This window comes from Pseudomonas sp. Van50, assembly GCF_055390755.1.
This window is the reverse complement of record NZ_AP024343.1, coordinates 3,401,273-3,427,675: the sequence shown is the minus strand read 5'-3', so window position 1 is coordinate 3,427,675 and position 26,403 is coordinate 3,401,273. Positions and strand designations below refer to the sequence as shown.

Annotated in this window: 18 protein-coding genes; 7 read left to right on the top strand and 11 right to left on the bottom strand. The window is 61.3% G+C overall.

Annotation, left to right across the window (positions count from 1 at the left end):
• Positions 1-33: 33 nt before the first annotated feature.
• The 3 genes from ACZ5M5_RS14525 to ACZ5M5_RS14515 all read left to right on the top strand — a co-directional run bounded on the left by ACZ5M5_RS14525 (position 34) and on the right by ACZ5M5_RS14515 (position 3,570).
• On the top strand, positions 34-1,407 hold the full coding sequence (locus ACZ5M5_RS14525; RefSeq protein WP_103310029.1) for an aspartate aminotransferase family protein: 1,374 nt from the start codon (positions 34-36) through the stop codon (positions 1,405-1,407).
• 38 nt (positions 1,408-1,445) lie between these two features.
• Positions 1,446-2,900: an aldehyde dehydrogenase family protein gene (locus ACZ5M5_RS14520; protein ID WP_060742500.1), complete on the top strand. Its 1,455-nt coding sequence runs from the start codon at positions 1,446-1,448 to the stop codon at positions 2,898-2,900.
• A gap of 106 nt (positions 2,901-3,006) precedes the next feature.
• On the top strand, positions 3,007-3,570 hold the full coding sequence (locus ACZ5M5_RS14515) for a cytochrome b (protein WP_103310031.1): 564 nt from the start codon (positions 3,007-3,009) through the stop codon (positions 3,568-3,570).
• 181 nt (positions 3,571-3,751) lie between these two features.
• Here the strand turns inward: ACZ5M5_RS14515 and ACZ5M5_RS14510 are convergent, their stop codons facing one another.
• The 7 genes from ACZ5M5_RS14510 to ACZ5M5_RS14480 form a co-directional block, all read right to left on the bottom strand.
• Positions 3,752-7,486: a M10 family metallopeptidase C-terminal domain-containing protein gene (locus ACZ5M5_RS14510; RefSeq protein ID WP_464739284.1), complete on the bottom strand. Its 3,735-nt coding sequence runs from the start codon at positions 7,484-7,486 to the stop codon at positions 3,752-3,754.
• Between the two features lie 122 nt (positions 7,487-7,608).
• Positions 7,609-8,916: a TolC family protein gene (locus tag ACZ5M5_RS14505; protein ID WP_060742503.1), complete on the bottom strand. Its 1,308-nt coding sequence runs from the start codon at positions 8,914-8,916 to the stop codon at positions 7,609-7,611.
• A gap of 1 nt (position 8,917) precedes the next feature.
• The gene (locus ACZ5M5_RS14500; RefSeq protein WP_464739283.1) at positions 8,918-10,228 is read right to left on the bottom strand and encodes an HlyD family type I secretion periplasmic adaptor subunit; all 1,311 of its coding nucleotides are present in this window, start codon (positions 10,226-10,228) and stop codon (positions 8,918-8,920) included.
• A gap of 19 nt (positions 10,229-10,247) precedes the next feature.
• The gene (locus ACZ5M5_RS14495) at positions 10,248-11,963 is read right to left on the bottom strand and encodes a type I secretion system permease/ATPase (RefSeq protein WP_192260403.1); all 1,716 of its coding nucleotides are present in this window, start codon (positions 11,961-11,963) and stop codon (positions 10,248-10,250) included.
• 231 nt (positions 11,964-12,194) lie between these two features.
• Positions 12,195-13,487 carry a beta-ketoacyl-ACP synthase II gene (gene fabF / locus ACZ5M5_RS14490; RefSeq protein WP_060742506.1) on the bottom strand — a complete coding sequence of 431 codons (1,293 nt, stop codon included), beginning with the start codon at positions 13,485-13,487 and terminating at the stop codon, positions 12,195-12,197.
• A 53-nt stretch (positions 13,488-13,540) separates the two neighbouring features.
• On the bottom strand, positions 13,541-16,621 hold the full coding sequence (locus ACZ5M5_RS14485) for an efflux RND transporter permease subunit (RefSeq protein ID WP_060742507.1): 3,081 nt from the start codon (positions 16,619-16,621) through the stop codon (positions 13,541-13,543).
• Positions 16,618-17,727, bottom strand: coding sequence for an efflux RND transporter periplasmic adaptor subunit (locus ACZ5M5_RS14480; RefSeq protein ID WP_464739282.1), 1,110 nt, complete (start codon positions 17,725-17,727; stop codon positions 16,618-16,620). The genes ACZ5M5_RS14485 and ACZ5M5_RS14480 overlap by 4 nt, the downstream gene beginning before the upstream one ends.
• Before the next feature lie 219 nt (positions 17,728-17,946).
• On the opposite strand from ACZ5M5_RS14480, the gene ACZ5M5_RS14475 reads away from it, so the two are divergent.
• Both ACZ5M5_RS14475 and ACZ5M5_RS14470 read left to right on the top strand, forming a co-directional pair.
• The gene (locus ACZ5M5_RS14475) at positions 17,947-19,410 is read left to right on the top strand and encodes an efflux transporter outer membrane subunit (RefSeq protein ID WP_464739281.1); all 1,464 of its coding nucleotides are present in this window, start codon (positions 17,947-17,949) and stop codon (positions 19,408-19,410) included.
• A 135-nt stretch (positions 19,411-19,545) separates the two neighbouring features.
• Positions 19,546-20,331 carry an SDR family NAD(P)-dependent oxidoreductase gene (locus ACZ5M5_RS14470; RefSeq protein ID WP_464739380.1) on the top strand — a complete coding sequence of 262 codons (786 nt, stop codon included), beginning with the start codon at positions 19,546-19,548 and terminating at the stop codon, positions 20,329-20,331.
• A 57-nt stretch (positions 20,332-20,388) separates the two neighbouring features.
• Here the strand turns inward: ACZ5M5_RS14470 and ACZ5M5_RS14465 are convergent, their stop codons facing one another.
• From ACZ5M5_RS14465 to ACZ5M5_RS14450, 4 genes are all read right to left on the bottom strand, one after another.
• Positions 20,389-21,660, bottom strand: a complete 1,272-nt coding sequence (locus tag ACZ5M5_RS14465; protein ID WP_103310060.1) for an OmpP1/FadL family transporter — start codon at positions 21,658-21,660, stop codon at positions 20,389-20,391.
• A gap of 52 nt (positions 21,661-21,712) precedes the next feature.
• Positions 21,713-22,492 carry a thioesterase family protein gene (locus tag ACZ5M5_RS14460; protein ID WP_060742512.1) on the bottom strand — a complete coding sequence of 260 codons (780 nt, stop codon included), beginning with the start codon at positions 22,490-22,492 and terminating at the stop codon, positions 21,713-21,715.
• A 201-nt stretch (positions 22,493-22,693) separates the two neighbouring features.
• Positions 22,694-23,314 (bottom strand): TetR/AcrR family transcriptional regulator, encoded by a 621-nt coding sequence (locus ACZ5M5_RS14455; protein WP_060742513.1) that lies wholly within the window; start codon positions 23,312-23,314, stop codon positions 22,694-22,696.
• Positions 23,315-23,442: 128 nt separating this feature from the next.
• Positions 23,443-23,868: a VOC family protein gene (locus ACZ5M5_RS14450; protein ID WP_464739280.1), complete on the bottom strand. Its 426-nt coding sequence runs from the start codon at positions 23,866-23,868 to the stop codon at positions 23,443-23,445.
• A gap of 371 nt (positions 23,869-24,239) precedes the next feature.
• Between ACZ5M5_RS14450 and ACZ5M5_RS14445 the strand changes: the two genes are divergently transcribed.
• Both ACZ5M5_RS14445 and mexE read left to right on the top strand, forming a co-directional pair.
• Positions 24,240-25,004 (top strand): substrate-binding periplasmic protein, encoded by a 765-nt coding sequence (locus ACZ5M5_RS14445; RefSeq protein ID WP_060742515.1) that lies wholly within the window; start codon positions 24,240-24,242, stop codon positions 25,002-25,004.
• A gap of 145 nt (positions 25,005-25,149) precedes the next feature.
• Complete coding sequence (gene mexE / locus ACZ5M5_RS14440; RefSeq protein ID WP_464739279.1) at positions 25,150-26,403, top strand: multidrug efflux RND transporter periplasmic adaptor subunit MexE; 1,254 nt, start codon at positions 25,150-25,152, stop codon at positions 26,401-26,403.

The following is a 26,403-nucleotide window of genomic DNA, read 5'->3' as shown; positions in this document are numbered from 1 at the left end:
GGCACACTGAAACCGACATCCTGAGAGACCGTCATGAGCGAAGCCAAACTCGAAGCCCTCCATTTCGCGGATGCCCCGCGGATTAACTCCACCATTCCCGGCCCCCGGACCACCGAGGCGCTGGCGTTGTCGGCGCGTACCGAATCCATGGCACGCGGCGGCGGACGCATGCCTGTGGCCATGGACCGGGCATTCGGCGCGACCTTCAAGGACGCCGATGACAACACCTACATCGACTTGTCCGCGGGTGTGGGCGTCAGCAGCGTGGGTCGCTGCCACCCGAAAGTGGTACAGGCCATTCGCGAACAGTCCGAAGTGCTGATGCACGCTCTGGAGGTCAATAGCACCCGGCGCACCGAACTGGCCGCCAAGCTCTCCGAGATCGCGCCCGACGGCCTGCGCGGCGACTGCATTACATTCTTCACGCAAAGCGGCAGCGATGCGTTGGAAGCGGCCATCAAGTTCGCCAAGCGCGTCACCGGACGGCACCAGATCATCGCCTTCCACGGTGGCTACCACGGCGTGTGGAACGCTTCCGGCGCACTGACGACAGGCACCGCCTACCGCAAGGGCTATGGTGCCCAGATGGGTGGCGTCATTCACGCCCCCTACCCTTATGCCTACCGTTTCCCCTTCGATACCACGCACAAAAGCGCCGAGCAGATCGCCGGTGAGTACGTGGATTACCTGCTGAACACCCCCTACACCGCCGCCGATGACGTGGCGGCCGTGATCGTGGAACCGGTACAGGGCGAAGGCGGCTACGTGCCGCCCTCGCCAGAGTTCCTGCAACTGTTGCGCAAGGCCTGCGACCGCAGCGGTGCGCTGCTGATCGTCGACGAGGTGCAGTCCGGCGCCGGACGTACCGGCAAGATGTGGGCGGTCGAGCACTCCGGCGTGAAGCCCGACATGCTCACCTTTGGCAAGGGCATCGGCAGCGACCTGCCAATGGCCGGCCTGATCATGCGCTCGGACCTGGCGGCGGCGATTCCTGACGGATCGATGCCCAACACCTTCGCCGCCAACTCGTTGTCCGCGGCAGTAGCGCTGACCAACATCAGCATCCTCCAGGATCCGGAGCTCGATCTGCTCAACCGCGCCCATACACTGGGGCTGGAAGCACAGGAGCGTATTCGCGGCTTCGGCAGCCCGCTGGTCGGTGAGGTCCGTGGTCGCGGCCTGATGATCGGGATCGAGCTGGTCTCGGACCCGACCACCAAGGCGCCACTGGCACCGGAAAAGATTGGCCAACTCATGGGTTACCTGCTGAGCCACGGCGTGCTGATGATTCCCTGCGGTCGCTACAGCAACGTGATGCGTGTCATGCCCTCGCTGACGATCTCACGAGCGCTGTTCTTCAAGGCACTGGACATTTTCGGCGACGCCCTGGACGCCCTCGATGCGTGACCTGTCCCGATTCCTGCACATCACTCATGGACTTCAAAATGACTGAGCACTTGAAACACTTCATCGCAGGCGCGTCTTTCGAAGCCTCTGACGGCCGCCGCATTAACCTCGTCAACCCCGTGACGGAACAGGTCTACGGCAGCTGCGCCCGCGGCACCGTCGAGGACGTGGACCGTGCCGTGGGCGCCGCACGCCACCAGCTCGAACGTGGCGCCTGGAGCCAGCTTGACGGCGCCCAGCGCGCTCGACTGCTGTCGAAACTGGCCGACCTGGTGGAGCGCGACACCGACGTGCTGGCCGATATGGACGCCGACGCCATCGGCCGCTCGCCGATCGAACCGCGCCGGCTGGACGTACCCAACGCAGTCGCCAACCTGCGCGCCTCCTCCGGCTGGGCCAACCAGCTCGAGGGGCGGACCATTCCCTCCGGCGGCTACTTTGGCACCAAGTCCCTCTCGTACACAGTACGGGAACCGGTGGGCGTGGTCGGTGCCATCGTTCCCTGGAACTCACCGCTGATGATCACAGTCTGGAAGCTCGCCGCCCTGTTGGCCGCAGGCTGCACCGTGGTCATCAAACCGTCGGAAGAGACGCCACAGTCGGCGCTGCACCTGGCAACGCTGGCCCAGGAAGCGGGCTTCCCCGATGGCGTGATCAACGTCGTCACCGGCTACGGCAACGAGGTGGGTCGCGCCCTGTGCGAACACCCCCATGTCGACAAGATCAGCTTCACCGGCAGCCCCGAAGCCGGACGTGAGATCCAACGCACTGCCGGCGTGCTGTTCAAGCGCGTGGCCCTGGAGTTGGGCGGCAAGAGCCCGCAGATTGTCTTCGACGATGCCTCCTTCGACGACGCGCTGTTCGGCTGCTCCCTCGGCCTGTTCGCCAACCAGGGCCAGGTCTGCGCGGCCGGCTCGCGCATCCTGGTCCAACGTGGCCTCGCCGATCGCTTCGCCGCAGCGCTGGCCGATGCCGCGCGCGCCGTCAAGGTCGGCGACCCTCGCCAACCCGGCGTGCAGATGGGGCCGGTGGCCAAGAAAGCCCAATTGGATCGCGTCAACCGCTACATCCAGTTGGGCATCGACCAAGGTGCGTCCCTCCTGGCCGGTGGGGTATCGAACCCTGAACAAGGTTGGTTCGTCCGGCCGACCATCTTCGCCAACGCCCGCAATGACATGGCGATCGCCCAGGACGAGATCTTCGGGCCCGTCGGCACGGTGATCACGTTCGACAGCGAAGAAGAGGCCGTCGCACTCGCCAACGATTCCAACTACGGCCTTGCAGCCACGGTCTGGACCAGCGACCTGGCACGAGCGCATCGCGTCGCTGCGGCGGTGAAGGCCGGGGCCGTGGGCATCAACTGCTGGAGCCCGCTGGACGCCAACCTGCCATGGGGCGGCGTCAAGGCCAGCGGCATTGGCCGGGAAGGAGGATTCAGCGGTGCGCTGGCCTACACCGAGGAGAAGGTCATTACCGTGCTGCTGCCCGGCTGAAAACAATCCCTGCACTGACCGGACCACCCTCCCAGCCCCCGGGCCTCAAAGGGTGGCCGTTCCAACGTGCTTTTTCGATGCCTTGATGATCGATGGAGAGACCGTGATGAATCCGGTAAATCAAACAACAATTGATCGGTATCCAACCTCCCTGCGAATTTTGCACTGGGTGCGCGCCGTGCTCGTCGCTGGCCTCCTCTGGGCGGGCTGGCACATGACTGGGCTCGATGACGAAGTGGCAAGCAAATATGAGCTCTATTATCCGTGGCACAAATCCTTTGGGGTGCTGGCATTCCTGATAGTCCTGGTCCAGATCGCCCTGCGGGTGAGAGCGGCCAGGCTGCCACAACCGCCAGAGACGCTGGCACGGTATGAGCGGGTTTCGTCAAGACTTGCCCACCGAACCTTGTACGCGCTGCTGGTGATCGTGCCGTTGATGGGCTATTCGATGTCGAGCACCTACACGATGAGCGACGGCGTCTTCTTTTTTGGGGTGAACCTTCCGGAGCTCCTGGGCAAGAATGACGACTGGTTCGTCGTCTTCCAATGGCTGCACAAAGTGCTCGCCTACACCCTGCTCGGCCTGATCCTGGTGCATGTCGCCGGTGCCCTGAAGCATCGGTTTTATGACCGCGACCCTCGAAACGACGTCCTGCGCCGCATGCTGTGACTGGATGGCGGGTATTGCGGCGCTCGATATCGGTGCGACGAAAAGCCACAAGGGCAAACCCTTGTCGCAAGACGCGGTGCTGTGGGTACAACCAGGCACCAGCGCAAGCAGCAGGCGCGTGGTGACAACGCGGCACTTGATACAGAAAGGGCCCTGGATTTTCCTCGCAGGGCCCGAGCTATCAAACGATCAGATCGTTGGCGTTGAGGGTATTGACACCCGTCAGCTGGATTTCAAAATCCGCGCCCAGATCACCATTGACGTTGCCGTACAGCACCTGGTCGACGAAGCGCAATTGTCCCGCCGCCGTAAAATCATTCGAATCGATGAAGCTGAACGAGTCGACAAACGTGGTCAGGAGATTGGCATCGAGTTTCGACAGGTCCAACTTGTCGCCCTGCAGGCTATTGAAGTCGGAAATGGAGTCACTGCCAAATCCTTTGCCCAGATCACCCAGCGTGTTGAAAACAAAGCGGTCGGCTCCGTCTCCACCGTGGAGGCTGTCCCCACCCAGGCCGCCGATCAGTGTGTCATTGCCGGCCCCACCGTCCAGGGCGTTATTTCCGGCGTTGCCGATCAGCACGTTGTCCAGTTCGTTACCGATCCCCATGAAGGCGGTACCCGTCAGCGTGAGGTTCTCCAGATTGGCACCCAGGAACCAGCTCACAGACGAGACTACCGTATCGGTTTCGCTGGTCAGTGTGGAGGTTTCCCTGATGACATCCTGAGCGTTGTCGATCACATAGGTGTCGTTGCCAGTGCCGCCAATAAGCGTATCGATGCCACTGCCGCCGTCCAGCGTGTCGTTGCCTGAACCACCGCTCAGCGCGTTGTTGCCGGCATTGCCGGTCATCACGTTGCTCGAGGCGTTGCCACTGCCGTTGAGGTTGGCGCTGCCGATCAGCGTGAGGTTCTCCAGATTGGCGCCCAGGCTCCAGTTGACCGCTGAACGCACGGTGTCGATTTCACCCGCCAAGGTACTGGTTTCGCTGATGACATCCTTGAGGTCATCGATCGTGTAGATGTCATTGCCCGTACCGCCACTCAAGGTATCGGCACCCGCGCCACCATCGAGGTTATCGTTGCCCGCTCCACCCTGGAGGTTGTTCGCCGAAGCATTGCCTATCAGGCTGTTGCTCAGCTCGTTGCCAATCACGGTGAACGCCCCGGCGCCGCTCAGAATGACGCTTTCGACGTTGCGCAGATTGCTGAGGTTCAGGTCGACGACGCTGCTCGACGCGCTTGCGGCGTAAGTGAGGGTCAGGCTGTCGCGACCCTGATCGACACCCTCTTGGACCAGGGCCAGCTCAGCGACCTGATCCAGCGTATAGGCGTCATTCCCCGCGCCACCGATCAGCGTGTCCAGCCCGGCGCCACCGTTCAGCACGTTGTTGCCGGCGTTACCGGTCAGCACGTTGTTCAGGGCGTTGCCGGTACCACTGAGCTGGGCAGTGCCGGTCAGGATGAGGTTTTCCAGGTTGGCGCCCAGCGTCCAGTTCACCGAAGCGCGCACGGTATCGATTTCGCTGGCCAAGGTAGTGGTTTCGGTGACGATATCCTTGAGGTTGTCGACCACATAGGTGTCATTGCCGGCACCGCCAATAAGCGTATCGATGCCACTGCCGCCGTCCAGCGTGTCGTTGCCTGAACCACCACTCAGCGCGTTGTTGCCGGCATTGCCGGTCATCACGTTGTTCGAGGCGTTGCCACTGCCGTTGAGGTTGGCGCTGCCGATCAGCGTCAGATTCTCCAGATTGGCGCCCAGGCTCCAGTTGACCGATGAACGTACAGTGTCGATTTCACTGCTCAGGAGGGTCGTTTCGTTAACGACGTCCTTGAGGTTGTCGACTACATAAGTGTCGTTGCCGGCACCGCCAATAAGCGTATCGATGCCACTGCCGCCGTCCAGCGTGTCGTTGCCTGAACCACCGCTCAGCGCGTTGTTGCCGGCATTGCCGGTCATCACGTTGCTCGAGGCGTTGCCACTGCCGTTGAGGTTGGCGCTGCCGATCAGCGTGAGGTTCTCCAGATTGGCGCCCAGGCTCCAGTTGACCGCTGAACGCACGGTGTCGATTTCACCCGCCAAGGTACTGGTTTCGCTGATGACATCCTTGAGGTCATCGATCGTGTAGATGTCATTGCCCGTACCGCCACTCAAGGTATCGGCACCCGCGCCACCATCGAGGTTATCGTTGCCCGCTCCACCCTGGAGGTTGTTCGCCGAAGCATTGCCTATCAGGCTGTTGCTCAGCTCGTTGCCAATCACGGTGAACGCCCCGGCGCCGCTCAGAATGACGCTTTCGACGTTGCGCAGATTGCTGAGGTTCAGGTCGACGACGCTGCTCGACGCGCTTGCGGCGTAAGTGAGGGTCAGGCTGTCGCGACCCTGATCGACACCCTCTTGGACCAGGGCCAGCTCAGCGACCTGATCCAGCGTATAGGCGTCATTCCCCGCGCCACCGATCAGCGTGTCCAGCCCGGCGCCACCGTTCAGCACGTTGTTGCCGGCGTTACCGGTCAGCACGTTGTTCAGGGCGTTGCCGGTACCACTGAGCTGGGCAGTGCCGGTCAGGATGAGGTTTTCCAGGTTGGCGCCCAGCGTCCAGTTCACCGAAGCGCGCACGGTATCGATTTCGCTGGCCAAGGTAGTGGTTTCGGTGACGATATCCTTGAGGTTGTCGACCACATAGGTGTCATTGCCGGCACCGCCGATCAGGGTATCGATACCGCTGCCGCCGTCCAGGGTATTGGCACCGGCGTTGCCAGTGATGCGGTTGTTCAACGCGTTGCCCGTGCCATTGAGATTGGCGCTCGCGCTCAGCGTCAGGACCTCGATGTTGGCGCCCAGGGTGTAATCGACCGCAGAGATGACTGTGTCGGTTTCACTGGCCAGGGTGCTGCTTTCCTGGACAACGTCACCGATATTGTCGACGACGTAAGTGTCATTGCCTGCCCCGCCGATCATCGTATCTTTGCCGGCACGACCGTTCAGGACGTTGGCCAGCGCATTACCGATCAGTGTGTCGTCATTGGCCGAGCCGAATGCGTTTTCGATCTTGGCGCCATAGGCGATCGCCAGCCCTTCGTTGAAAGCGGCCTGGGTAGTGAGGTCCGTAAACGCTTGGCCGATTTTGCTGAACTGGCCTTCATTCAGGTTGATGCGGACTGCTTCCAGCTGATTGAAGGCATCAATTGAATCAGTGCCGCCAGCGTCCCAGATAGTCTCGAAAACCGACTGTCCAACAGCCCAGCTATACGAGTTGTTCCCCGTTTGCCACTGAGTGTTCGCACCGTAGAGACTCTGGATGGCAGCGATATCCAGCAACATGGGCGTGGTTGGCTGATAGGAATACGCGGCGTCGTAGCTCATGACCGTATAACGGACATCATCGAACTGGGGGGCAAGCACCGTCGGGTTCGACAGCAACTGGGAAAACGGATGCTTGAGACCCAGCGCGTGACCGATCTCATGGACAAAGACCAGGTAGTCGTAAGTGCCTTTGACAGGACTCGGGTTGTTCGTCACCGGTCCGATCCAGACATCACCGGCGCTGGGGGTTTCATCGGGAAAATAAGCCCAGGCAGCGGTGTCGCCGTCCATATTCTGGTAGCCGCCGAAACGCAGGTCACCCACATTGGTACCGGATTCGCCGACCTGTGTGAACTTGATATTGGCAACCGAACTCCACATGCCGAGCGCACTGACGATACTGTTCTGCTGGGCTGACGTCAGGACGTAGCCGGCCTCATATTCATTGTCACTGCTGTAGTCGGCGGCGAATAATGAACTGTTCGTCATGAAGCTGTACGTCAGGGACGGGGTCCCCCAATAGGTACCGACCAGCAAGCTATCGACTTGTGCGTTGCCGGTCCGAATGGCGGACGAAGTAGAAGAGTAACCAAGTGGACTGGGCATGCGAAGCTTCCTGTAAGCAATCTGCGGCCTTCCAGAATGCGGCCGCTACAAAGGGGTTATTTTGCATTAGAAACACAAAAAGTGATATCACATAGCCACTTTTCAAGCTTTAAATCCACCAACTATGGCGTAACCAGCCATTCATTCGCCCGGCGAATATCCCCATCTCCCAATCGACCGCTCCAGCGATGCAATACCAGTAAACTGGTCACGAACTTGTATTGGGACTGATAGAAATCACGTCGTGCACGAAACTCTTCCTTGATGCTATCCAGCACATCGACGGCATTCTTGACGCCGTAGCCAAAGGCTTTTTCCGTGGCCATGCGTGACTTCTCGGCAGACTCCAGCGCACGCCGTGTTGCCTTGATCCGGCTGAGTTCGGCGCTCATGCCGAGATAAGCCGTGCGGGTTTCCTTGATGACCTGGCGACGCAAGGCTTCCAGCTCTTGCTGGGCGACTTCCTTGTCACTTTCGGAGCTCGATACCCGTGCACGAGTGGAACCGCCGCTGTAGAGCGGCATCTGCAAATCCAGGGAGGCCACGAGGTTGTCCGAGCGAGGCGTCACGGCGCCTTCATAGCCGATATCACTGCGCTGCGCCGTCAAGTTCAGGCCCAGCCGGGGAAGATGCCCTGCCTTGTTTTCAGCGATGGCCGCCTCGGCGGCGAGGACGCTGTGCTCCCGGGCGTGCAACGCCGGGTTGCTGTCGAGTGCCGTCTGCACCCAGTAGTCCTGCGCTTGCGCCGGCAGGCTGAAGGCGGGATTGTCGCCGATGCGCTTGAACCGCTCACTGACATCGCGCCCCACCAGTTCGGAAATCGCTTCACGGCTGACCAGGACCTTGTTGCTGGCTTCGATCTCGTCAGCCTTGAGCGCATCCACCCGTGCCTCGAGATCCAGCGCGTCGGTCACCATCGCCATCTGGCGCGCGTACAAAGCCTTGACCCGCTTGAGGTTACGCTCCGTCGCCTGCAGTTCGCTGCGCACCAGCGACAGCTCGTCTTCCGCGGCAAGCACGGCGAAATAGCGCTCGGACAGATCGATGCTGGCCTGCACCTGGGTATCGGTCGACTCGTAGCCACTCTGCCGGGTCAACTCGATGTACTTCTGGTAACTGCGCCAGACCTGTGGATCGTAGATCACCTGATTGAGCACCACGGCCATGCGCTTGCCGTTGTACTGGATACGGTTCAGGTCGTCGTCGCGACGGCTGCGGTTGACGCTGCCACTGGCGTTGAGCTGCGGCAACAATTGACCGAAGGCCGCCCGCTCCTTGCCCTCGCCGCTTCGGGTCAGGGCTTGTGCCCGCAGGACGCGCGGATCAGCCCCTTGCGCTTCCTGGTGCAATTGCCACAGGTCGACATAAGTGTCGTCAGCGAGGACGCCCAATGGCATGAGTGCCAGGCACAGGGTGATCAGGCGCTTCATCTCAGTCCTCGATCAACGAACGGGCGAACACATTGCTCGCAGGCTGCATCAAGTATTGCAACAGCGTCCGCGCGCCCGTATTGACCAGCACTTCGACCGGCATTCCCGGCACCAGGGTAAGGTTGCCCAGCGTCTGGCGCCCTTTGTCCGTCAGGGCTACGCGTGCCAAGTAATAAGCCGTGCCTGTGTCCTTGTTGATCAGACGGTCAGCGGAAATCTGCACCAGCCGTCCCTCGATGACAGGCGTGGTGCTGCTCTTGAATGCGCTGAAGCGAATGTCCGCCAACTTGCCCAACGCGATGCGGTCGATGTCCATCGGCGACACTTGCGCCTCGACGATCAGTTCCTCGTTGGCCGGAACGATGTCCAGCAGCGCAGTGCCCGGGCTGACCACGGCACCGAGGGTGTGGACGGTCATGCCCATGACCATTCCGGACTCGGGCGCGAGGATATCGGTACGCTGATCGCGGTCCTGCAAAGTGGCCAGTCGCTCGCGCAACTCATACACCTTGGTCCGCGCATCGCCCAGCAGGCCGGCGACTTCGCTGGCGAAGGCCTTTTTCAATTGCAGGATCTTCAGCTTCGCCTCGTCGACATGGACCCGCGCTTGCGCGATCTCGGACTGGCTTTCGGCTATTTCGGTTTGCAGGCGAGCGAGGCTGCGCTCCTGTTCGCGCAGGCGCTGCTTGTCCACGTAGCCTTCGGCAAGCAGTGCCCGCAGATCGACTATTTCGTCTTGATAAGAGGCCGCCAGCATCTGCTTGCTGGCGATGATGGCCTTGAATCCGCGAATCTGTTCCTCGATTTGTCCGATGGTCTTCTCTTGCAAACCGATTTCACCCAGCAACGAGGTCCGTCGAGTCTGGAAAATTCGTGCCTCACTGTCCCGGGCCTCTTGCACTCGCGGGTCAGCGGGGTCCAGGGCCGGCACCGCCACTGGCTCGGGCAGCGCGTCACGTTCCGCCTCCAACCGGGCTTGCAACTGAAGCGCGGCGATCAACTGGCTGCGCGTCGTTTCCATTTCCGAACGCGCCTGGGTGTTGTCGAGCACCAGCAACACATCGCCGGTTTTCACCAGGTCCCCGTCGTGCACGCGCAGTTCGCGCACGATGCCACCTTCCAGGTGCTGCACCGTCTTGCGATAACTTTTGACCGTGACCACGCCCGGCGCGAGTGCCGAGCTGTCGAGGGGGGCCAATGCCGCCCAGCCACCGAACAGGCCAAAGGTGACCAGCAGCATGAGGTAGCCGACGCGGCGTATCGGCCTGTCATCGACGGGCAACGCGGTGGATGAGTGCTGACTGTTTTGCATGAAATGGCTCATCCGTTTCCTACGGTTGAATCGCGGCAGCCTGCCGGGTCGTGGGCGTTACATCTCGCAGGCGGGCCAGGACCTGATCCCGCGGCCCGAACAGACTCAGTTCGCCATGATTGAGCACCAGCAGCTTGTCCACCTGCGCCAGCACGCCGGATCGATGGGTAATGACAAACACCGTGGCCCTGCTCTGCCTGAGCTTTTGCAGCGCCTCGGCGAGCATCTTTTCTCCGGCATCGTCCAGGTTGGAGTTCGGTTCATCGAGCACCACCAGGCGCGGCTCACCGTACAAGGCGCGGGCCAGGCCGATACGTTGTCGCTGGCCGCCGGACAACCCACCGCCATTGGCTCCGATCAAGGTGTCGTAGCCATCGGGCAGTTGCAGAATCAACTCATGCACACCCGCCATGCGCGCGGCGGCGACCACGGCAGGAGCGTTCACCGGGCCGAAGCGGGAGATGTTCTGGCTGATCGTGCCTTCGAAGAGTTCGATGTCCTGGGGCAGATAACCGATGTACTGACCCAACTCCTCCCGACGCCATTGGCTGATGTCGGCCCCGTCCAGGCGCACAGTGCCGACCAGGCTTGGCCAGACGCCCAACAACGCCCTGGCCAGGGTCGACTTCCCGGCACCGCTGGGGCCAATGATGCCCACCACTTCGCCCGCGGCCACCTGGAAATCCACGCCGCGGATAATCGGTTTGCGAGCGTCCGGCGATCCCGCCGAAAGACCCTCGACGCGAATCGCTCCTTCGGGTGCCGGCAACGGCATGCGTTCAGGCTCGGCGGCAATCTTGAGCAACAACTCGTGCAGCCGGGCATATTGCGCGCGGGCACCCAGGAAGCCTTTCCATACGCCGATCAACTGATCGATGGGCGCCAACGCACGCCCCAGCAAAATCGAGCCGGCAATCATCAGCCCCGACGAAATCTCGTGATTGATCGTCAAATAGGCACCCAGGCCCAACACCAGCGACTGAACAATCTGCCGGAACGTCCTGGACACCGAGGTGATGGTCGCGGCACGGTCGCTGGCCAGGCTTTGCAGGGCGAGAATCTTATGGGTTCGCCCGCTCCAGTGCTCGCGCAAGCTGGCAAGCATGCCCATGGATTCCACCACTTCGGCATTGCGCAAACTTTTGTTGGTGAACGCAGTGGCCGCCATCTGTTCACGATTGGCAGCCTGCAGCGGCGAGTGGGTGAGCTTTTCGTTGGCAAAGGCCAGCGCGCCCAGTAACACGGCACTCACAATCCCCATCCAGCCGTACCAGGAATGAAACATGAACATGACAGCCAGGTAGATCGGGATCCACGGCGCGTCGAAAAATGCAAACAGGCCGTTGCCCGTCAGGAACTGGCGCAAACCGTTCAGGTCGCTCAAAGGCTGGGCCGTGGCATTCATGCCACTGGTATTGAGCGCCTGCTTGAAACTGGCGTCGAACAGACGCCGGCTCAGCAGCGTGTCCAGTCGAGTACTGATCCGCACCATAATCCGCGAACGGACCCACTCCAAGCCACCCATCGTGATCATCAACAGCAACATGATCAACGTCAGCATCAACAGCGTCGACAGACTGGCGCTGCCTACCGCGCGGTCATACACCTGCAGCATGTAGAACGAAGGAACCAGCATCAGCAAGTTGACGAAAAAACTGAAAAAACCAACGGAAAGAAAACTACCTTTGCAGACGGCAAGGGCGCCTTCCAGTTCGGTCCTGACGTGGGCTGACATGGTTCATCACCTGAGGTCCGATTCTGGTCAAACCTGAAAAATCACAAGGGCACAGGCGCACGAACGCCTGGAATATCTTTCGGCGAGACACCACTGGAGCGCCCGCACAATCGGATCTACCGCGCTGTATCGGCGCGCCTGTGCGGTTCTTAAGGAAAAATTGAAATTGATGTGACAGGTGATACGCCACGCGGGATGGCCCTGCGTGGCGGGCGACACAATATCAAATACTCAAGCCTCAGCCTCCCAGCGACGAAACAACACGCTGGCATTGACTCCACCGAACCCGAACCCATTGGAAAGCGCATGGGTAATCGGCATCTTCCTGGCCTTCAAACCAACCAGATCGAGCCCAGCGGCGGCCTCGTCAGGATGAACCAGGTTCAGGGTCGGCGGCACGATCTGGTCACGCAGCGCCAATACCGTGAAAACGGCTTCAATGCCCCCGGCCGCGCCCAGCAGGTGGCCGGTAGCCGATTTAGTCGAGGTAATCGCCACCCCGGAGTCCGTGCCGAACACCGAACGAATCGCCGCCAGTTCCCCGCTGTCGCCGACCTGGGTAGACGTCGCGTGGGCATTGATATGCTGCACGTCGGCTGGGCTGACAGCGGCCTGGCGCAGCGCCTGTTCCATTGCGCGGCGGGCGCCGTTGCCGTCTTCCGGGCCGGCCGTCAGATGGTAGGCATCGGCGCTGGTGCCATAACCGACCAGCTCCGCCAGGGGTTTGGCCCCACGCGCCAAGGCGTGCTCCAGCGACTCGATCACCAACAACCCCGCGCCTTCGGCCATGACAAAGCCGTCGCGATCACGGTCGAAGGGGCGCGAAGCTTCTTGCGGGCGGTCGGCAAAACCGGTAGAGAGCGCCCTGGCCGCTGCGAAACAACCCAAGGTCACGCGATCGATCGCCGCCTCGGTACCGCCGCAAACGGCAATGTCCGCCTCCCCGCTCCGGATCAGCCGGGCTGCATCGCCGATGGCCTGGACGCCGGCCGCACAGGCGGTTACCGGTGCACCGAGCGGGCCTTTGAGGCCATGCCGGATGGACACGTGGCCGGCCGCCATGTTGGCGAGAAACGCCGGTGCAGAGAACGGTGACAGCCGACGCGGCCCTCGCGAGTCGGTTGTGCGTACGGCATCGGCAATGGCGCCAAACCCACCCACGCCCGATGAAATGATCGTCGCGGTCCGCTCCTGGTCGACGGTTTCGGTCGGATGCCAGCCCGCCTGCTCCAGGGCCTCATGGGCGGCCACCAGCGCAAACTCGATGAAGCGATCCATTTTCTTGCGATCCTTGGGCGCGATAAAGCGTTCCGGGTCATAACCGGCAACGGCATCCTCTTCCAGAGACGGCACCTGACCGCCGACCCCGACACCGGTACCCTCGGTGAACGCCTCGGGCAGGCTACGGATGCCGGAACGCCCAGCCAGCAGCCGCTGCCAGACTTGCTCCACGCCACAACCCAGCGGACCGACGACGCCGACGCCCGTGACTACGATGCGTGTTTGACCTGCTGCAGTACTCATGGAAACCTCTTCAGTTCTTTATACGCTCACTGGAGCGGTACGCGATTAATCGCTTATGCCAGGGTTGCTGTTTCAGTTAGAACGGTATTGACCGGACGGATTTTGAACCAGATGGCATACATCGCCGGCAGGAACACCAGCGTTATGATAGTGCCGACGAAAGTTCCGCCAATCAGGGTGTAGGCCAGCGTTCCCCAGAAAACGGAATGGGTCAGCGGGATAAACGCCAGGATCGCCGCCAGCGCCGTCAGCAGCACCGGACGAGCCCGCTGCACCGTGGCTTCGATGACCGCGTGGAACGGGTCCAGCCCCTCCTTTGCGTTGTGATGGATCTGTCCGATCAGGATCAGCGTATTGCGCATCAGGATGCCCGACAGCGCGATCAGCCCCACCAGGGCGTTGATGCCAAATGGCTGATGGAAAATCAGCAGCGTCGGCACCACGCCGATCAACCCCAGCGGCGCAGTGAAGAACACCATGATCATGGCCGAGATCGAGCGCACCTGGACGATGATGATCAGCAACGTCAGGGCGATCATGATTGGCAGCAGCGGCACGATGGCCTGGCCGGCTTTGCCGGACTCCTCGATGGCCCCTGCCTGCTCGATCCGGTAGCCGCCGGGCAGCGTATCGATGATCGGTTGCAGTTGCTTGATAATCACACTCGACACATCCGGCGGTTGCAGGCCTTCGGCAATGTCGCCGCGCACGGTAATGGTCGGGGTCCGGTCACGGCGACGCAGGATCGGATCCTCCATGCGCACGTCCACTTCGCCAACCTGGGACAACGGAATACGCTGCCCCGCCGCACCCACCAGGGTAAAACCCTCGATCCGCGCCGGGTCGAGGCGGATATCCCCGGCAGCGCGTCCCACCACCTGCACCGAACGAATATCCTCGCGAACCGCCGTGATCGGCACCCCGGCCAGCAGGAATTGCAGTTGCTCGGCGACAGCACTGGACGTCAGCCCAACCGCCTGCAAGCGATCCTGATCCAGATTGAAATGCAGCGTCGGCGTCAGTGGGCCCCAATCGGTATTGACGGTCCTCATCATCGGGTTGGCTTGCATGACATCTTGGACGCGGCTTGCGATCTCCCGCAGTTTCGACGGGTCAGGTCCCATCACCCGGTAGGCCACGGGAAAGGGTGAGTACGGACCAAAGACAATTTGCGTCGCCCTGACCCGGGCCTCCGGGGCCAGCCCTTCAGCGACCGCTTCGCGCAGGCGGAACTTGAGGGTTTCCCGTGCTTCCTGGTTGTCTGTCAGCACCACGATCTTGGCGAACGATGGGTCAGGCAGTTCCGGCGCGATCGCCAGGAAAAAGCGCGGTGCACCCTGCCCTATATAAGCCGTGACGATTTTGGCTTGCTCCTGTTTCTGCAGCCACGCCTCAACCTTGGCGGTGGCGGCGCTGGTCTGCTCGATGGAGGTGCCATAAGGCATTTGTACTTCGATCATGACCTCGGGACGGTCCGACGTCGGGAAGAACTGCTTCTTGACCTGGCCCATGCCCAGGATGGCGACCGCAAACAGTGTGATGACGGTGCCGGCCACCAGCCATTTGCGGGCGATCACCCGCGTCAGGATTCGCCGGAAGCGGTTGTAGCGTGGGGTGTCGTAGATGGCCGCCTGGCCGCCTTCGACCTTCTTGATGTCCGGCAACATCTTCACCCCCAGGTAGGGAGTGAACGCTACTGCGACCACCCAAGAGGCGATCAGGGCAATGCCGACGATCCAGAACATGTTGCTGGTGTATTCGCCAGCGGTGGACTGGGCGAAGCCGTTGGGCATGAAGCCGATCGCCGTCACCAGCGTACCGGAGAGCATCGGTGCGGCCGTGTGGCTCCAGGCGTACGCGGAGGCCTTGATCCGGTCGTAGCCCTCCTCCATCTTCACCACCATCATTTCGATCGCGATGATGGCGTCATCCACCAGCAGCCCGAGGGCCAGAATCAGCGAGCCCAGAGTGATCCGGTCGAAGTTCTTGCCGGTGGCCGCCATCACCACAAACACGATGGCCAGGGTCAAGGGGACTGCCGCCGCGACCACGATACCGACGTGCCAGCCCATACTGATGAAGCAGACCACCATCACCACCAGCAAGGCAACGAAGAACTTGACCATGAATTCGTCGACCGCCGAGTTGATGTTCACCGCCTGATCGGTCACCTTGGTCAGCGTCATGCCCAGCGGCATGTCTTCATTGATCTTGCTCGTCTCGGCATCGAGCGCCTTGCCCAGATCGAGGCCGTTCCAACCCTCGCGCATGATCACGCCCAGCAACAACGCCTCTTCGCCGTTGTTGCGCACCAGAAAGGTGGCCGGGTCTTCATAGCCACGCTCAACCGTCGCCACGTCCGAGAGTTTCAACGTGCGCCCCTGGATGGCCAGCGGCGTGTCGCGGATTTTCTCCAAGGTATCGAAAGCACCCTCCACCCGCAGGAAAACCTGCGGCCCCTTGGTTTCTATGGAGCCGGCGGGCGTCAGTACGTTCTGGCTGTTCAGTGCAGCGAAGATGTCCTGGGGAGAGACCCCCAAGGTCGCCAGCCGGTCATGGGAGAAGGAAATGAAAATGCGCTCGGCCTGTTCGCCGATGATGTTGACCTTCTTCACCCCCGCCACATGCAACAGGCGCTGGCGCAGAACCTCGGCATCACGCACCAGCAGGCGCTGCGGCTCCCCCTTGGCCTTGAGGGCAAACAGCGCAAACGTCACGTCTGAATACTCGTCGTTGACCAGTGGCCCGATCACACCCGCCGGCAACTTGGTGGCTTCGTCGTCGAGCTTCTTGCGCGCCTGGTAGAACTCTTCCTGCACCTGTGAAGGCGGCGTGCGGTCGAGCAGCGAGACCATGGTGAAAGCCAGGCCAGGTCGGGTGTAGGTTTCCGAGCGGTCGTACCATTTCAATTCCTGCAGGCGTTTTTCCAGGGGCTCGGCGACCTGGTCCTGCATCTCCTGCGCCGTCGCGCCCGGCCATGCAGTAATGACGGTCAGTTGCTTGACCGTGAACGGCGGATCCTCCGCACGGCCCAGCTTGAAGAACGCCAGGGTCCCGGCGACAGCGATCAGGAAAATCAGAAATACCGTGATGGCGCGCTCGCGCACGGCGAGCGCCGAAAGATTGAAGCTCATTGGCGGGTCCCCGCGACCTTCGCATCGCCCTGTGCAAGCAGCCGGACGGGCTCGCCTTCACGCAGCAGATGCGCACCCAGGCCGACAATGCGCTCACCGACCTCGAGACGGCCTGCAACGCGCGCCGCATCGTCGCTCAAACCCAGGACCTGGACCGGACGCCAAGTCACTTTTGCCGGCTCGCCGTCGATGACCCACACGCCAGTGCCATTGCCGGGGTCGTACAGCGCCGCAATCGGCACCTGCAGCACCTGCCCCTGGGCCGCGCCCTCGGCGATACGCAGTGTGACGGTCGAGCCCAGCGGTGCATTAGCCAGGGCGCCCTCCAGGACATAACGTGCTTCAAAGGTACGGGTCACCCGGTCAGCCGAATCGGAAAGCAACCTGAGCCTGGCGGCGACCGCCCCGCTGGTATTGCCATACAACGTCGCCTGGGCGTTGGACCCGACGGCTGGCCGCAGGGTCTCGGGCAGTTGCACGACGGCTTCGCGCTGCCCGGCTCGCGCCAGTCGGACCACCGGTTGACCCGGACTGACGACCTGCCCCGGCTCGGCGAGCGTTTCCATCACCACGCCATCGGCGTCGGCGAGAAGTACCGCATAGCCGGACGCATTGCGGGCCACGTCGGCTTGCGCCTCGGCGGCGCTGAGCTGCGCCTTCGCGGTATCGGCGGCGGCTTTGATCTGGTCATAACCCGACGCCGAAATCGCCCCGGCGGCCACCAGCTCGCGATATCGAGCTTCATCGTCAGCAGTCTGCTTGGCCCGGGCGCGTGCGGCCGTGACAGCTTCCTGCTGGGCTCGCGCCTGCAAGCCCAGATCGATGGGGTCCAGACGCATCAGCGGCTGGCCCTTCTTGACGGTCTGACCGGCATCCACCAACCGCTCCAGGACCTTGCCTGACACACGAAAGCCCAGGTCGCTCTGGACGCGGGCCGCCACGACGCCGGTGAAGGAACGCGCGCCGGCGGAGGAACCCTGTACTTGCGCAACCCTCACCAGAGGAGCAAGCGTGCGCGGATCGGTGGCAGTGGATGAGTCACCACACGCCGTGAGGACGAGAGGCAACAAGCAAGCGGCAAGGGTGACAGGTCGGAGCCGGAGCATAGGTTCCCTTTACTGAACAGAGGACTGGGGGACTCATTCTTGCGCTCGTGACCAATACTGTCAATGGTCACATATCATCAGGCAATTTCTGAATACCAATTTTTTGTAGATAACCTGCAAATACTACACTTTAAGTCCGAAGACCCACTTCCATCACCAATTGACAGGGTGTGACCATCATATAATATGGTCACAAATGTCGATCCCAAGGAAACGTCAATGCCACCCCTGCGCCCTCTTGCTTTTTTAGTAAGCGCCAGCTTGATGACCGGCTGCGCGGTCGGTCCCGACTATCAGCGTCCCGATGCCGCGCTTTCGGATCGTTTCCTGGGCCAGTCTTCTGTCGAACAAAGGACCGGCACACCGCGGACCAGTCTCACAGTCTGGTGGAAGGGGTTTGGCGACCCGGTGCTGACCGATTTCATCACCAGGGCGCTGGAGCAGAACCTCGACCTTGCCCAGGCATCAGCGCGCGTTGCCCAGGCACGGGCGGGTCTGGGCGCCGCGAACGCCGCCTTGCTGCCGTCGGGAAATATCAGCGGCCAGGCCGCACGGGCCTATCAATCCGTCGAGACGCCGTTGGGCCAGGTACTCGATTCAAACCCCGGTTATGATCGATATGGAAATACCTACTCGATGGACCTGGGCGCGAGCTGGGAACTGGATGTCTTTGGTGGCCTGCGACGCGGACGCGAAGCTGCATTGGCCGAGTACCAGGCTTCCGAGGCCGGGGCCGCGGCCACGAGGCTGGCCGTCGCCGCGCAGACCGCTGACATCTATATCACCCTGCGCGGCTTGCAAGCGCGGCTGGACATTGCGAACCACCAGGTCAAGACCCAGCAGGACCTGCTGGAAAAAGTCCAACTGCTCTACAGCAAAGGCCTCGCCGCCAGCTATCAGGTCCGCCAGACCGAAGGCGCGCTTGCCCAGGTCCAGGCAACGGTACCGGTCCTGCAAACCGGGCTGGATGCCGCCATGAATGCACTGGATGTCATGCTCGGCACGCCGCCAGGCACCCACCGCCCGCAACTGACCGAGACGGGTAGCATCCCCCTGCCCCCACAAATCAGCGAGATGGGTACGCCGGCTGATCTGCTGCGCCGCCGGCCGGACCTCATTGTCGCCGAGCGCCGTCTCGCCGCCTCCAATGCCCGCATCGGTGAAGCCGTCGCCGAGTACTATCCGAAATTCTCCCTCAGCGCGTTGCTCGGCAGCGCCACTACGGTCTCTGCCGGGCACCTTTTCTCCGGCGACGCCAGCCAGGCGTCGGGGGCGCTGGGATTGCGCTGGAGGCTGTTCGATTTTGGCCGGATCAACGCCCAGATCGACCAGGCCAAGGGACAGGAAGCCGAGGCGCTGGCCGCTTACCGCCAGTCCGCATTGCGCGCCACCGAGGATGTCGAGAACGCGCTCTCCGCCTTGGTCAACCGAGAAGCCCAGGCCACGACGCTCACCGCAGGCGAAGCCTCATTGAACGAGGCACGTCGATCATCCTTTATCGCCTATCAGAAAGGCACGGCCAGCCTGATCGATGTCCTCAACGCCGACGAAACGCTGCTCCAGGCATCCGATGCCCGGGCACAAGCACGGACGGAATCGGCACGAGCGGCGGTCGCGGCATTCAGGGCGCTCGGTGGCGGCTGGCAAGCGCCGCAGCCACAACAGCCTATCGCGAGCCGATGACTCGACATGAACACCAGGCCGTCATCGCGAGCAAGCTCGCTCCCACAGGGTTAGCGCTCACTCCCTGTGGGAGCGAGCTTGCTCGCGATCAGGCAAACACAGCTTTTTCAATCTTTACCACCGGAGTCCAGCCATATGAAAAGCAACGAGAATTCCTGGGTGCTCATCACGGGCGCTTCAAGCGGTTTTGGCGAGGAGTTCGCCCGGCAATACGCAGCACAGGGAAAATCCCTCGTTCTGGTAGCCCGCAGGCTGGACAAACTGGAAGCACTGGCAAAAGAACTGCGTGAGCGTTTCGGCACCGAGGTGATCAACGAACAAGTCGACCTGTCTTCGATTCCTGCAGTCATCGAACTGCACAAGCGGCTGGTTCAACGAGGTATTGCGGTCGATGTGCTCATCAACAACGCCGGCCACGGATTGCAGGGCCCGTTCCTGGACCACGCCATTGACCAATCCCTGGCCATGATCAATCTGGATATCGCCAGCCTGACCACCATGACTCGCCTCTTTGCCCAGGACATGCGCATCCGCCGCCGCGGCCACATTTTGCAGGTCGCCAGCTTGCTTTCCTATCAAGGCGTGAAAAATTTCGCGGTCTATTCAGCGGCCAAGGCCTACGTGCTGCGCTTCTCCGAAGCACTGCATCAGGAGCTAAAGGGCGACGGTGTCATCGTGACCGCATTGTGCCCAGGCATGTCGGATACCGGGTTTGCGCAGAGCGCCAACCAGACCCTCACGCCAGCGCTGAAAATGGTGATGATGCAACCCGAGCCAGTGGTTCGCGCAGGCATCCGCGCCCTGCAAGCCGAGCGCATGAGTGTGGTGCCCGGCTTCGGCAACAAGGCGCTCGCGGTGTTGATCTGGGCCACGCCACGCCGATTTCACCAGCGTCTCATGGCGAATGTCATGGGGGTATGAATGCGATGCGGCGAAGGACCGGGAGCTGCAAGGGCTCCCGGCACACGCCCTATTGCGTTAGAAGCGATAGCTGACTGAAGTACCAAAACCGCTGGCACTGTTCCGATACTTGGAACTGTATGCGCCACGGGTCGACGAGGTTTCGTTTATGCGCACGCTCTCTTCCTGCAAGTAGGAGTAAGCCACGTCGATCGTCACCTCTTCCACCGGCGTCCAGCCGGCACCGAAGCTGAGTACCGTGCGGTCGCCGGTTGGTATCCGAGGCCCACGGTTGGTGTTGTTGGCGGGCGACTGGTCGACCGACAAGCCCGCGCGCAGGACCCATTGATCGTTGAGCTTATACGCGGCACCGATGGCATGGGCCCAGGTGTCATGCCAGTTCTGTTCTTCGCTGACGGTGCTCAACGCGCCGCTCAGCAGCGCAGGCAGGCCGGAGTTCTCGATGGTCAACTCCTTGAAGCGGCTCCAGCGCGTCCAGGTACTTCCCAGGTACATCGTCCAGTCGTCATTGAGCTGATGAGTGAGCGAGATGTCCACGGACTCCGGAGTATCCACGTCCAATGACGCGTCATAGCTGCGGCCACTTACCCCCAACACGCTGAAAATGCCGCCGGTGAGCTTGGACTTGGCGTCCAGGTGGTAACTGACCTTGGAGTGGTAAGTCAGCCCCAGGCGAGTCTGGTCCGTTGCCTGCACCAGGATGCCGGCGTTGAAGCCGAGCGCCGTATCGTCGCCATTGCTCTTGAGCTTGCCATCGTTACTGCCGGGGCTGAGGGGATTGGGCACCATCCCGGAGATCTCACCGCTGATACGGTTGATGGTCGGACCAAACCCGATCGACACCTTGTCGTTGAAGGCATAGCTGACGGTAGGCTGGAAGGTCAGCGTCGTCACTTCGCTTTTGTTGCCGTAATAACGCCCGGCAAAGTCGCTGCCGTAATCGGTGATCAAACCAAATGGCACATAAAAACCAACGCCGACAGCCCAATGCTCATCCACCGGCTTGACGTAGTAACCCATTGGCACCGTGGTGGTCGGCACCATGTCACCGTCCTCTTGGCCACCGAAAGTGCTGCGGGTCTGGCTGATATCGCTCTGGGTAAACAGCGTCGCAGCGCCCAGGCTGACCTGCTCTTTTTTCAAGCGAGACATGCCCGCCGGGTTACCGAAGACAGTACTGGCATCTTCAGCGGAAGAGGACCGCCCGGCAAAACCCGAGCCCATCCCACTGATGCTTTGTTCGTTCAGCGCAAAGCCGCTGGCAAATACTTGGGACGTTGCAAGCGCAACGGCGAGACTCATGGGGGTCTTGAGCAAGATTCTTTTCATTATTAGGACTCTAGGAACAATTGCTGGGGAGATGGAACGGTTTGTTTTTCTATTAGGTAAAAATCGCCACGGTCTGGCGCGCCCAAAGCACTCGCCGACCGCTTTCGTCCCAGATTTCCATATCTTGCAAGGAGTAGCCCTCCGAAGCCTGCTGGCTGAAGGCGCTGATGAGAAACCACTCGCCGGCCACGGCGGGCTGCGGCAGATCGATTGTCCAGGAAGCCGAGCTGATGGCTGCCGGCTCTGTGAAGCAAGTCATCGCGGCCGGCGGCAGACTGTCAGCGAGGGCGATCAACGCCACCGCTGGGTCCACTCCCTGAGCATCCAGGTGACGAACCCACATCAGTAACTCGGGATTTGTAGCCCCGGACACCGGCAGTGACCCACCTGCGGGACGCATTTCGAAGTTGAAGGCGCAGGCAGGCGCAATGGTGCTGTCCAGCGCCAGCGTGGTGTACCGCGACGCCTCCTCCACCAACGGACATCCCCACGCCTCATGGGTAATCCTGCTGGCTCGTGGTTGAGCGAACAGCAAGGTCGTGCGCAACGCCAGCTCATCGCCCGACTTGCAGTCGACAGACACAGACGTCACGGATCGCCCTTCGCGCAACACGCTTGTATCGAATGTCTGGGCTTGCGTGACCGGACCTATGAATGACACCTGCGCAGACTTGAACGGAGGAAAGCCCTGTGGACGTTCGCGCAGAACCGCCTCCAACGACAGCGCCGCCGAAAGCCCTCCGAAGATCGTGCGACCCTGCTGCCAATTGGCCGGAGCAACGAACGGTACGCTCGGATCGAACTGCGCCAGCACCTGAGCAAAACTGGTCATTTAGACGTCCTCCGACGGCCTGAACGTGAACCCGCAGAAGCCTCGCAAGAGGAATCACTTGAAGGTCGACGCCATACTTATTCATGTGACCATTTGTGTCAATAGTCACTCAACAGACAAAAAAAGACCACTCGGTCAGGTACAACCTGAATGCAAGGAAGACGTTTTCGAAGCGGGACGGCTGCTCGGCGCAGCCGTGGCTCAGGGCATCAGGCTACGCAGGATGAGGTTGGCGGTGAGCGTCGGCGCCACCTCGACATGATCGAGGCTGTACTGCAGCAATAGAGGATTGACGAAAGGCCGAAGGGTCAGGTGTATCGCTTCAACGGTTTCATCCAAGGGTGTCTTGCGTTCGAATTCACCGCTTTCGCGCCCTTCCCGTACGACCTGCACCACGAACTGCTTGATCCGTGCGTCATACACCTGGGAGCTGGGCCAGCGCTCCGACGCGGAGAATGCGGCAATGTCGTAGAGCTTGCGATCATTGAAGAACAGGTCGATTCCCGTGGTAATCAGGGTCTTGACCAGGCGACGAAAGCGCTCGGTCGAAGAGAGTCCTTCCTCGCTGATGGCCTCCTCCACGGCCGCAACGATCTTCGCAAGACAGCTGGAACAGATGGCCTCGCCAATCGCCTGCTTGGAATCGAAGAACTTGTAGATGTAGGCCTTGGAAAAGCCAATGGCCTTGGCCAGGTCAGACACGGTGGTCTTGGCGTAGCCGTATTGACTGAAATGCTCGTTGGCCGCCGCGACAATCTGGTCGCGAATGTCATGGTCGGCTGGGCCGCGAGTGCTGGGCGAAGGTGCTGTTGGCTGATTCATGGAAGCAGCTTACGCATCCCTGCGAGGGATGACAACTTGTGACCACCGATGAATATAGTCACAAAACAACCGTCCGTCAGTTACCCGCGCCTTGCTCCCTCGCCACAAGGGCTCCCGATTTATCCGTATCATTTGGCAAAAAGCTGGCTCATATCCTTGAATGCCTTGAATTCAAGGGCATTGCCACACGGATCGAACAGGAACATCGTGGCTTGCTCGCCAACCTGCCCTTTGAAGCGGACGTAGGGTTCAATCACAAACTCCGTACCGAAAGATCTCAATCGTTCAGCCAGTGCCTCCCACACCTCCCAAGCCAGAACAACGCCAAAGTGCGGGACCGGCACATCGTGCCCGTCCACCGGATTGCTCTGGGCGCTTTCCTGGGAAGCGGTCTTGGGTTGCTCATGAATCACCAGTTGGTGACCGTAGAAATTGAAATCGACCCACTGGCTGCTGGAACGGCCTTCTTCCAGGCCAAACACTTCACCATAGAAGGTACGGGCGGCGGCAAGATCGTAGACCGGAATCGCCAGGTGGAACGGAGAAAGGCTCATCGAGAATCCTCTTAACGTGTGAGGTTGGGCCATCGTAGCGCCGCGCTTGCAGCAAGAAAACCCTACAGTCCGTGTCCAACCGATGCCGGGAACGGACGGGACTTTCGCGGCAGGATCTTGCACCGGAGGTCCGCCGTGCAGGTACACATCCAAATTAGCCGCTTGCGCCGAGTAAATGATCTATACCTTCAGAAGCACAGTCGGGCCAAGGCAGCGGCACTGACGTGATGGGATGGAACGGTTCTGGCGAATCCTGTTGAATCGCTGCATCATGCGCCGCACCCTATAAAGAAGCTGGCCTGTAGACGTTGTTCCCGGCCGCCCTTACGCCGGGATTGGCGCACCACTTTCAATGCCTGAAGTATCCGTCCATGAGCCCGACCACACGCGTTTTGAACGCCTCAACCAAAGCGCTTTACCGGCTTTGTCTGTTACTGCCACTGCTGGCTACCCATGAGGCGAGCGCTGAACCTCCGGTCATTGAACTGCACATTCCTGACGCACCACCGCTGACCTTCGTCAACGACCCCAGGGGCCACGGCATCGTGGGCGATGTCGCCGTGGCGGCCATGACCAGGGCCGGGTACACCGTAAAGGTCCATGTGCTTCCCTGGGCCCGGGCACAAAAGCATGTCAGCGAAGAACATGACCACTTGATCACCCCCCTGTCGCGCATCCCCACTCGTGAGGATCGCTTCACCTGGATCGCCTCGATCATGCCCATGGAGCGCGCCTTTTTCAGCCTCGAGCGGCGGGTGAGCAGCTTCGCCCAAGCGAAAGAAACCTACCGCAAGATCGGCGTCGGCCTGGGCAGCGCACAGGAAGATATCCTGCGCACCGAAGGCTTCAGCGATGAACAAATTTATCCGTTGGCCATCGGCGACAATCCCGCCCAGATGCTGTTGATGGGGCGCATCGATGCCTGGTTCAACGGGGTGCCGGAGAGTCGTTACATCTGGCCGAAGGTGTCCAAGCGCAAACTGCTCATGAGTTCGGTTGGCAGCAACGCCGACCTTTACCTGGCCTGCTCCAGGCAATGCTCACCGGAAATGGTCGAGCATTTGCGCGACGCGGTTGAAGCGCTTCGCGCGGATGGGACCGTCAAGCGTGTCCATGACCTTTATTTGCCGCAGTAGGCTGTCGCGAGGGAAGCCGGACTAGAGCCCTCATCGATGGCTTATATCATTCTGAATGATAGTTACCTTTGCTTCATTCGATTCGTTCCTGTGCCTTGCGCCACGCATCATCCGCCCATTCTCAATACATTGGCGGATGCTATCCATGGAACATTCACTTTCAAAACTGCGTTTTCCCCTCGCGCTGCTGGCGGTGCTGGTGATGAGCGCCTGTGGCAAGACTCCCGACACGGCAGCGTCCATGCCGCCGGCCAAAGTCAGTGTGGCCAAGGTGTTGGAGCAGCCCGTCAACGAATGGGATGAGTTCACCGGCCGCCTCGAGGCGCCAGAAACCGTCGAGATCCGCCCGCGGGTTTCCGGGCAGATCGACGAAGTGGCCTTCACCGAAGGCGCGCTGGTCAAGAAAGGCGACCTGTTGTTCCAGATCGACCCACGCCCCTTCCAGGCTGAAGTCCGTCGTCTCGAAGCCCAACTGGCTCAAGCCCGCGCCACCGCGACCCGCAGCGAGAACGAAGCCCAGCGTGGCGAGCGCCTGCGCTTGAGCAACGCCATTTCCGCCGAGTTGGCGGATTCGCGCACCAGCGCCGCCCAGGAAGCCCGTGCCGCCGCCGCCGCCATCCAGGCGCAGTTGGACCTGGCGAAACTGAACCTGAGCTTTACCCGGGTCACCTCGCCCATCAGCGGTCGCGTCAGCCGGGCGGACATCACCGCCGGCAACCTGGTGACCGCCGACGTCACGCCGCTGACCAGCGTCGTGTCCACCGACAAGGTCTACGCCTACTTCGACGCCGACGAGCGTGTTTTCCTCAAGTACACCCAACTCGCCCGCCAGGGCCAGCGCGGCCAGGCCACGCCGGTCTACATGGGCCTGTCCAACGAGGACGGCAACCCGCACCTGGGCCAGATGAACTTCGTCGACAACCAGGTCAACCCGCAGACCGGCACCATTCGTGGTCGCGCCGTGTTCGACAACAAGGACGGCGCCTACACCCCAGGCCTGTACGCCCGCCTGAAGCTGGTAGGCAGCGGCACTTACGCCGCGGTGCTGATCAACGACGAAGCCGTGGGCACCGACCTGGGCAAGAAATTCGTGCTGGTGATGGACGCCGACAACAAGCCGGCCTACCGCGCCGTCGAGTTGGGGCCGAAGATCGAAGGCCTGCGCATCGTGCGCAGCGGCCTGAGCAAAGACGACACCATCATCGTCAAGGGGCTGCAACGGGCTCGTCCGGGTGCACCGGTCACGCCTGAAACCGTGCCGATGTCCAGCGACGAAACCATTGCCGCCCTGGCACAACAACGCAAAGCGCTCGAAGCCAGCAACCTGCCCCAAGTCGCGCCATCCAAGGCAGCGTCAGGCTCGGCAGGCAAACTGGCCGCTGCGACCCCACGCGGTTAA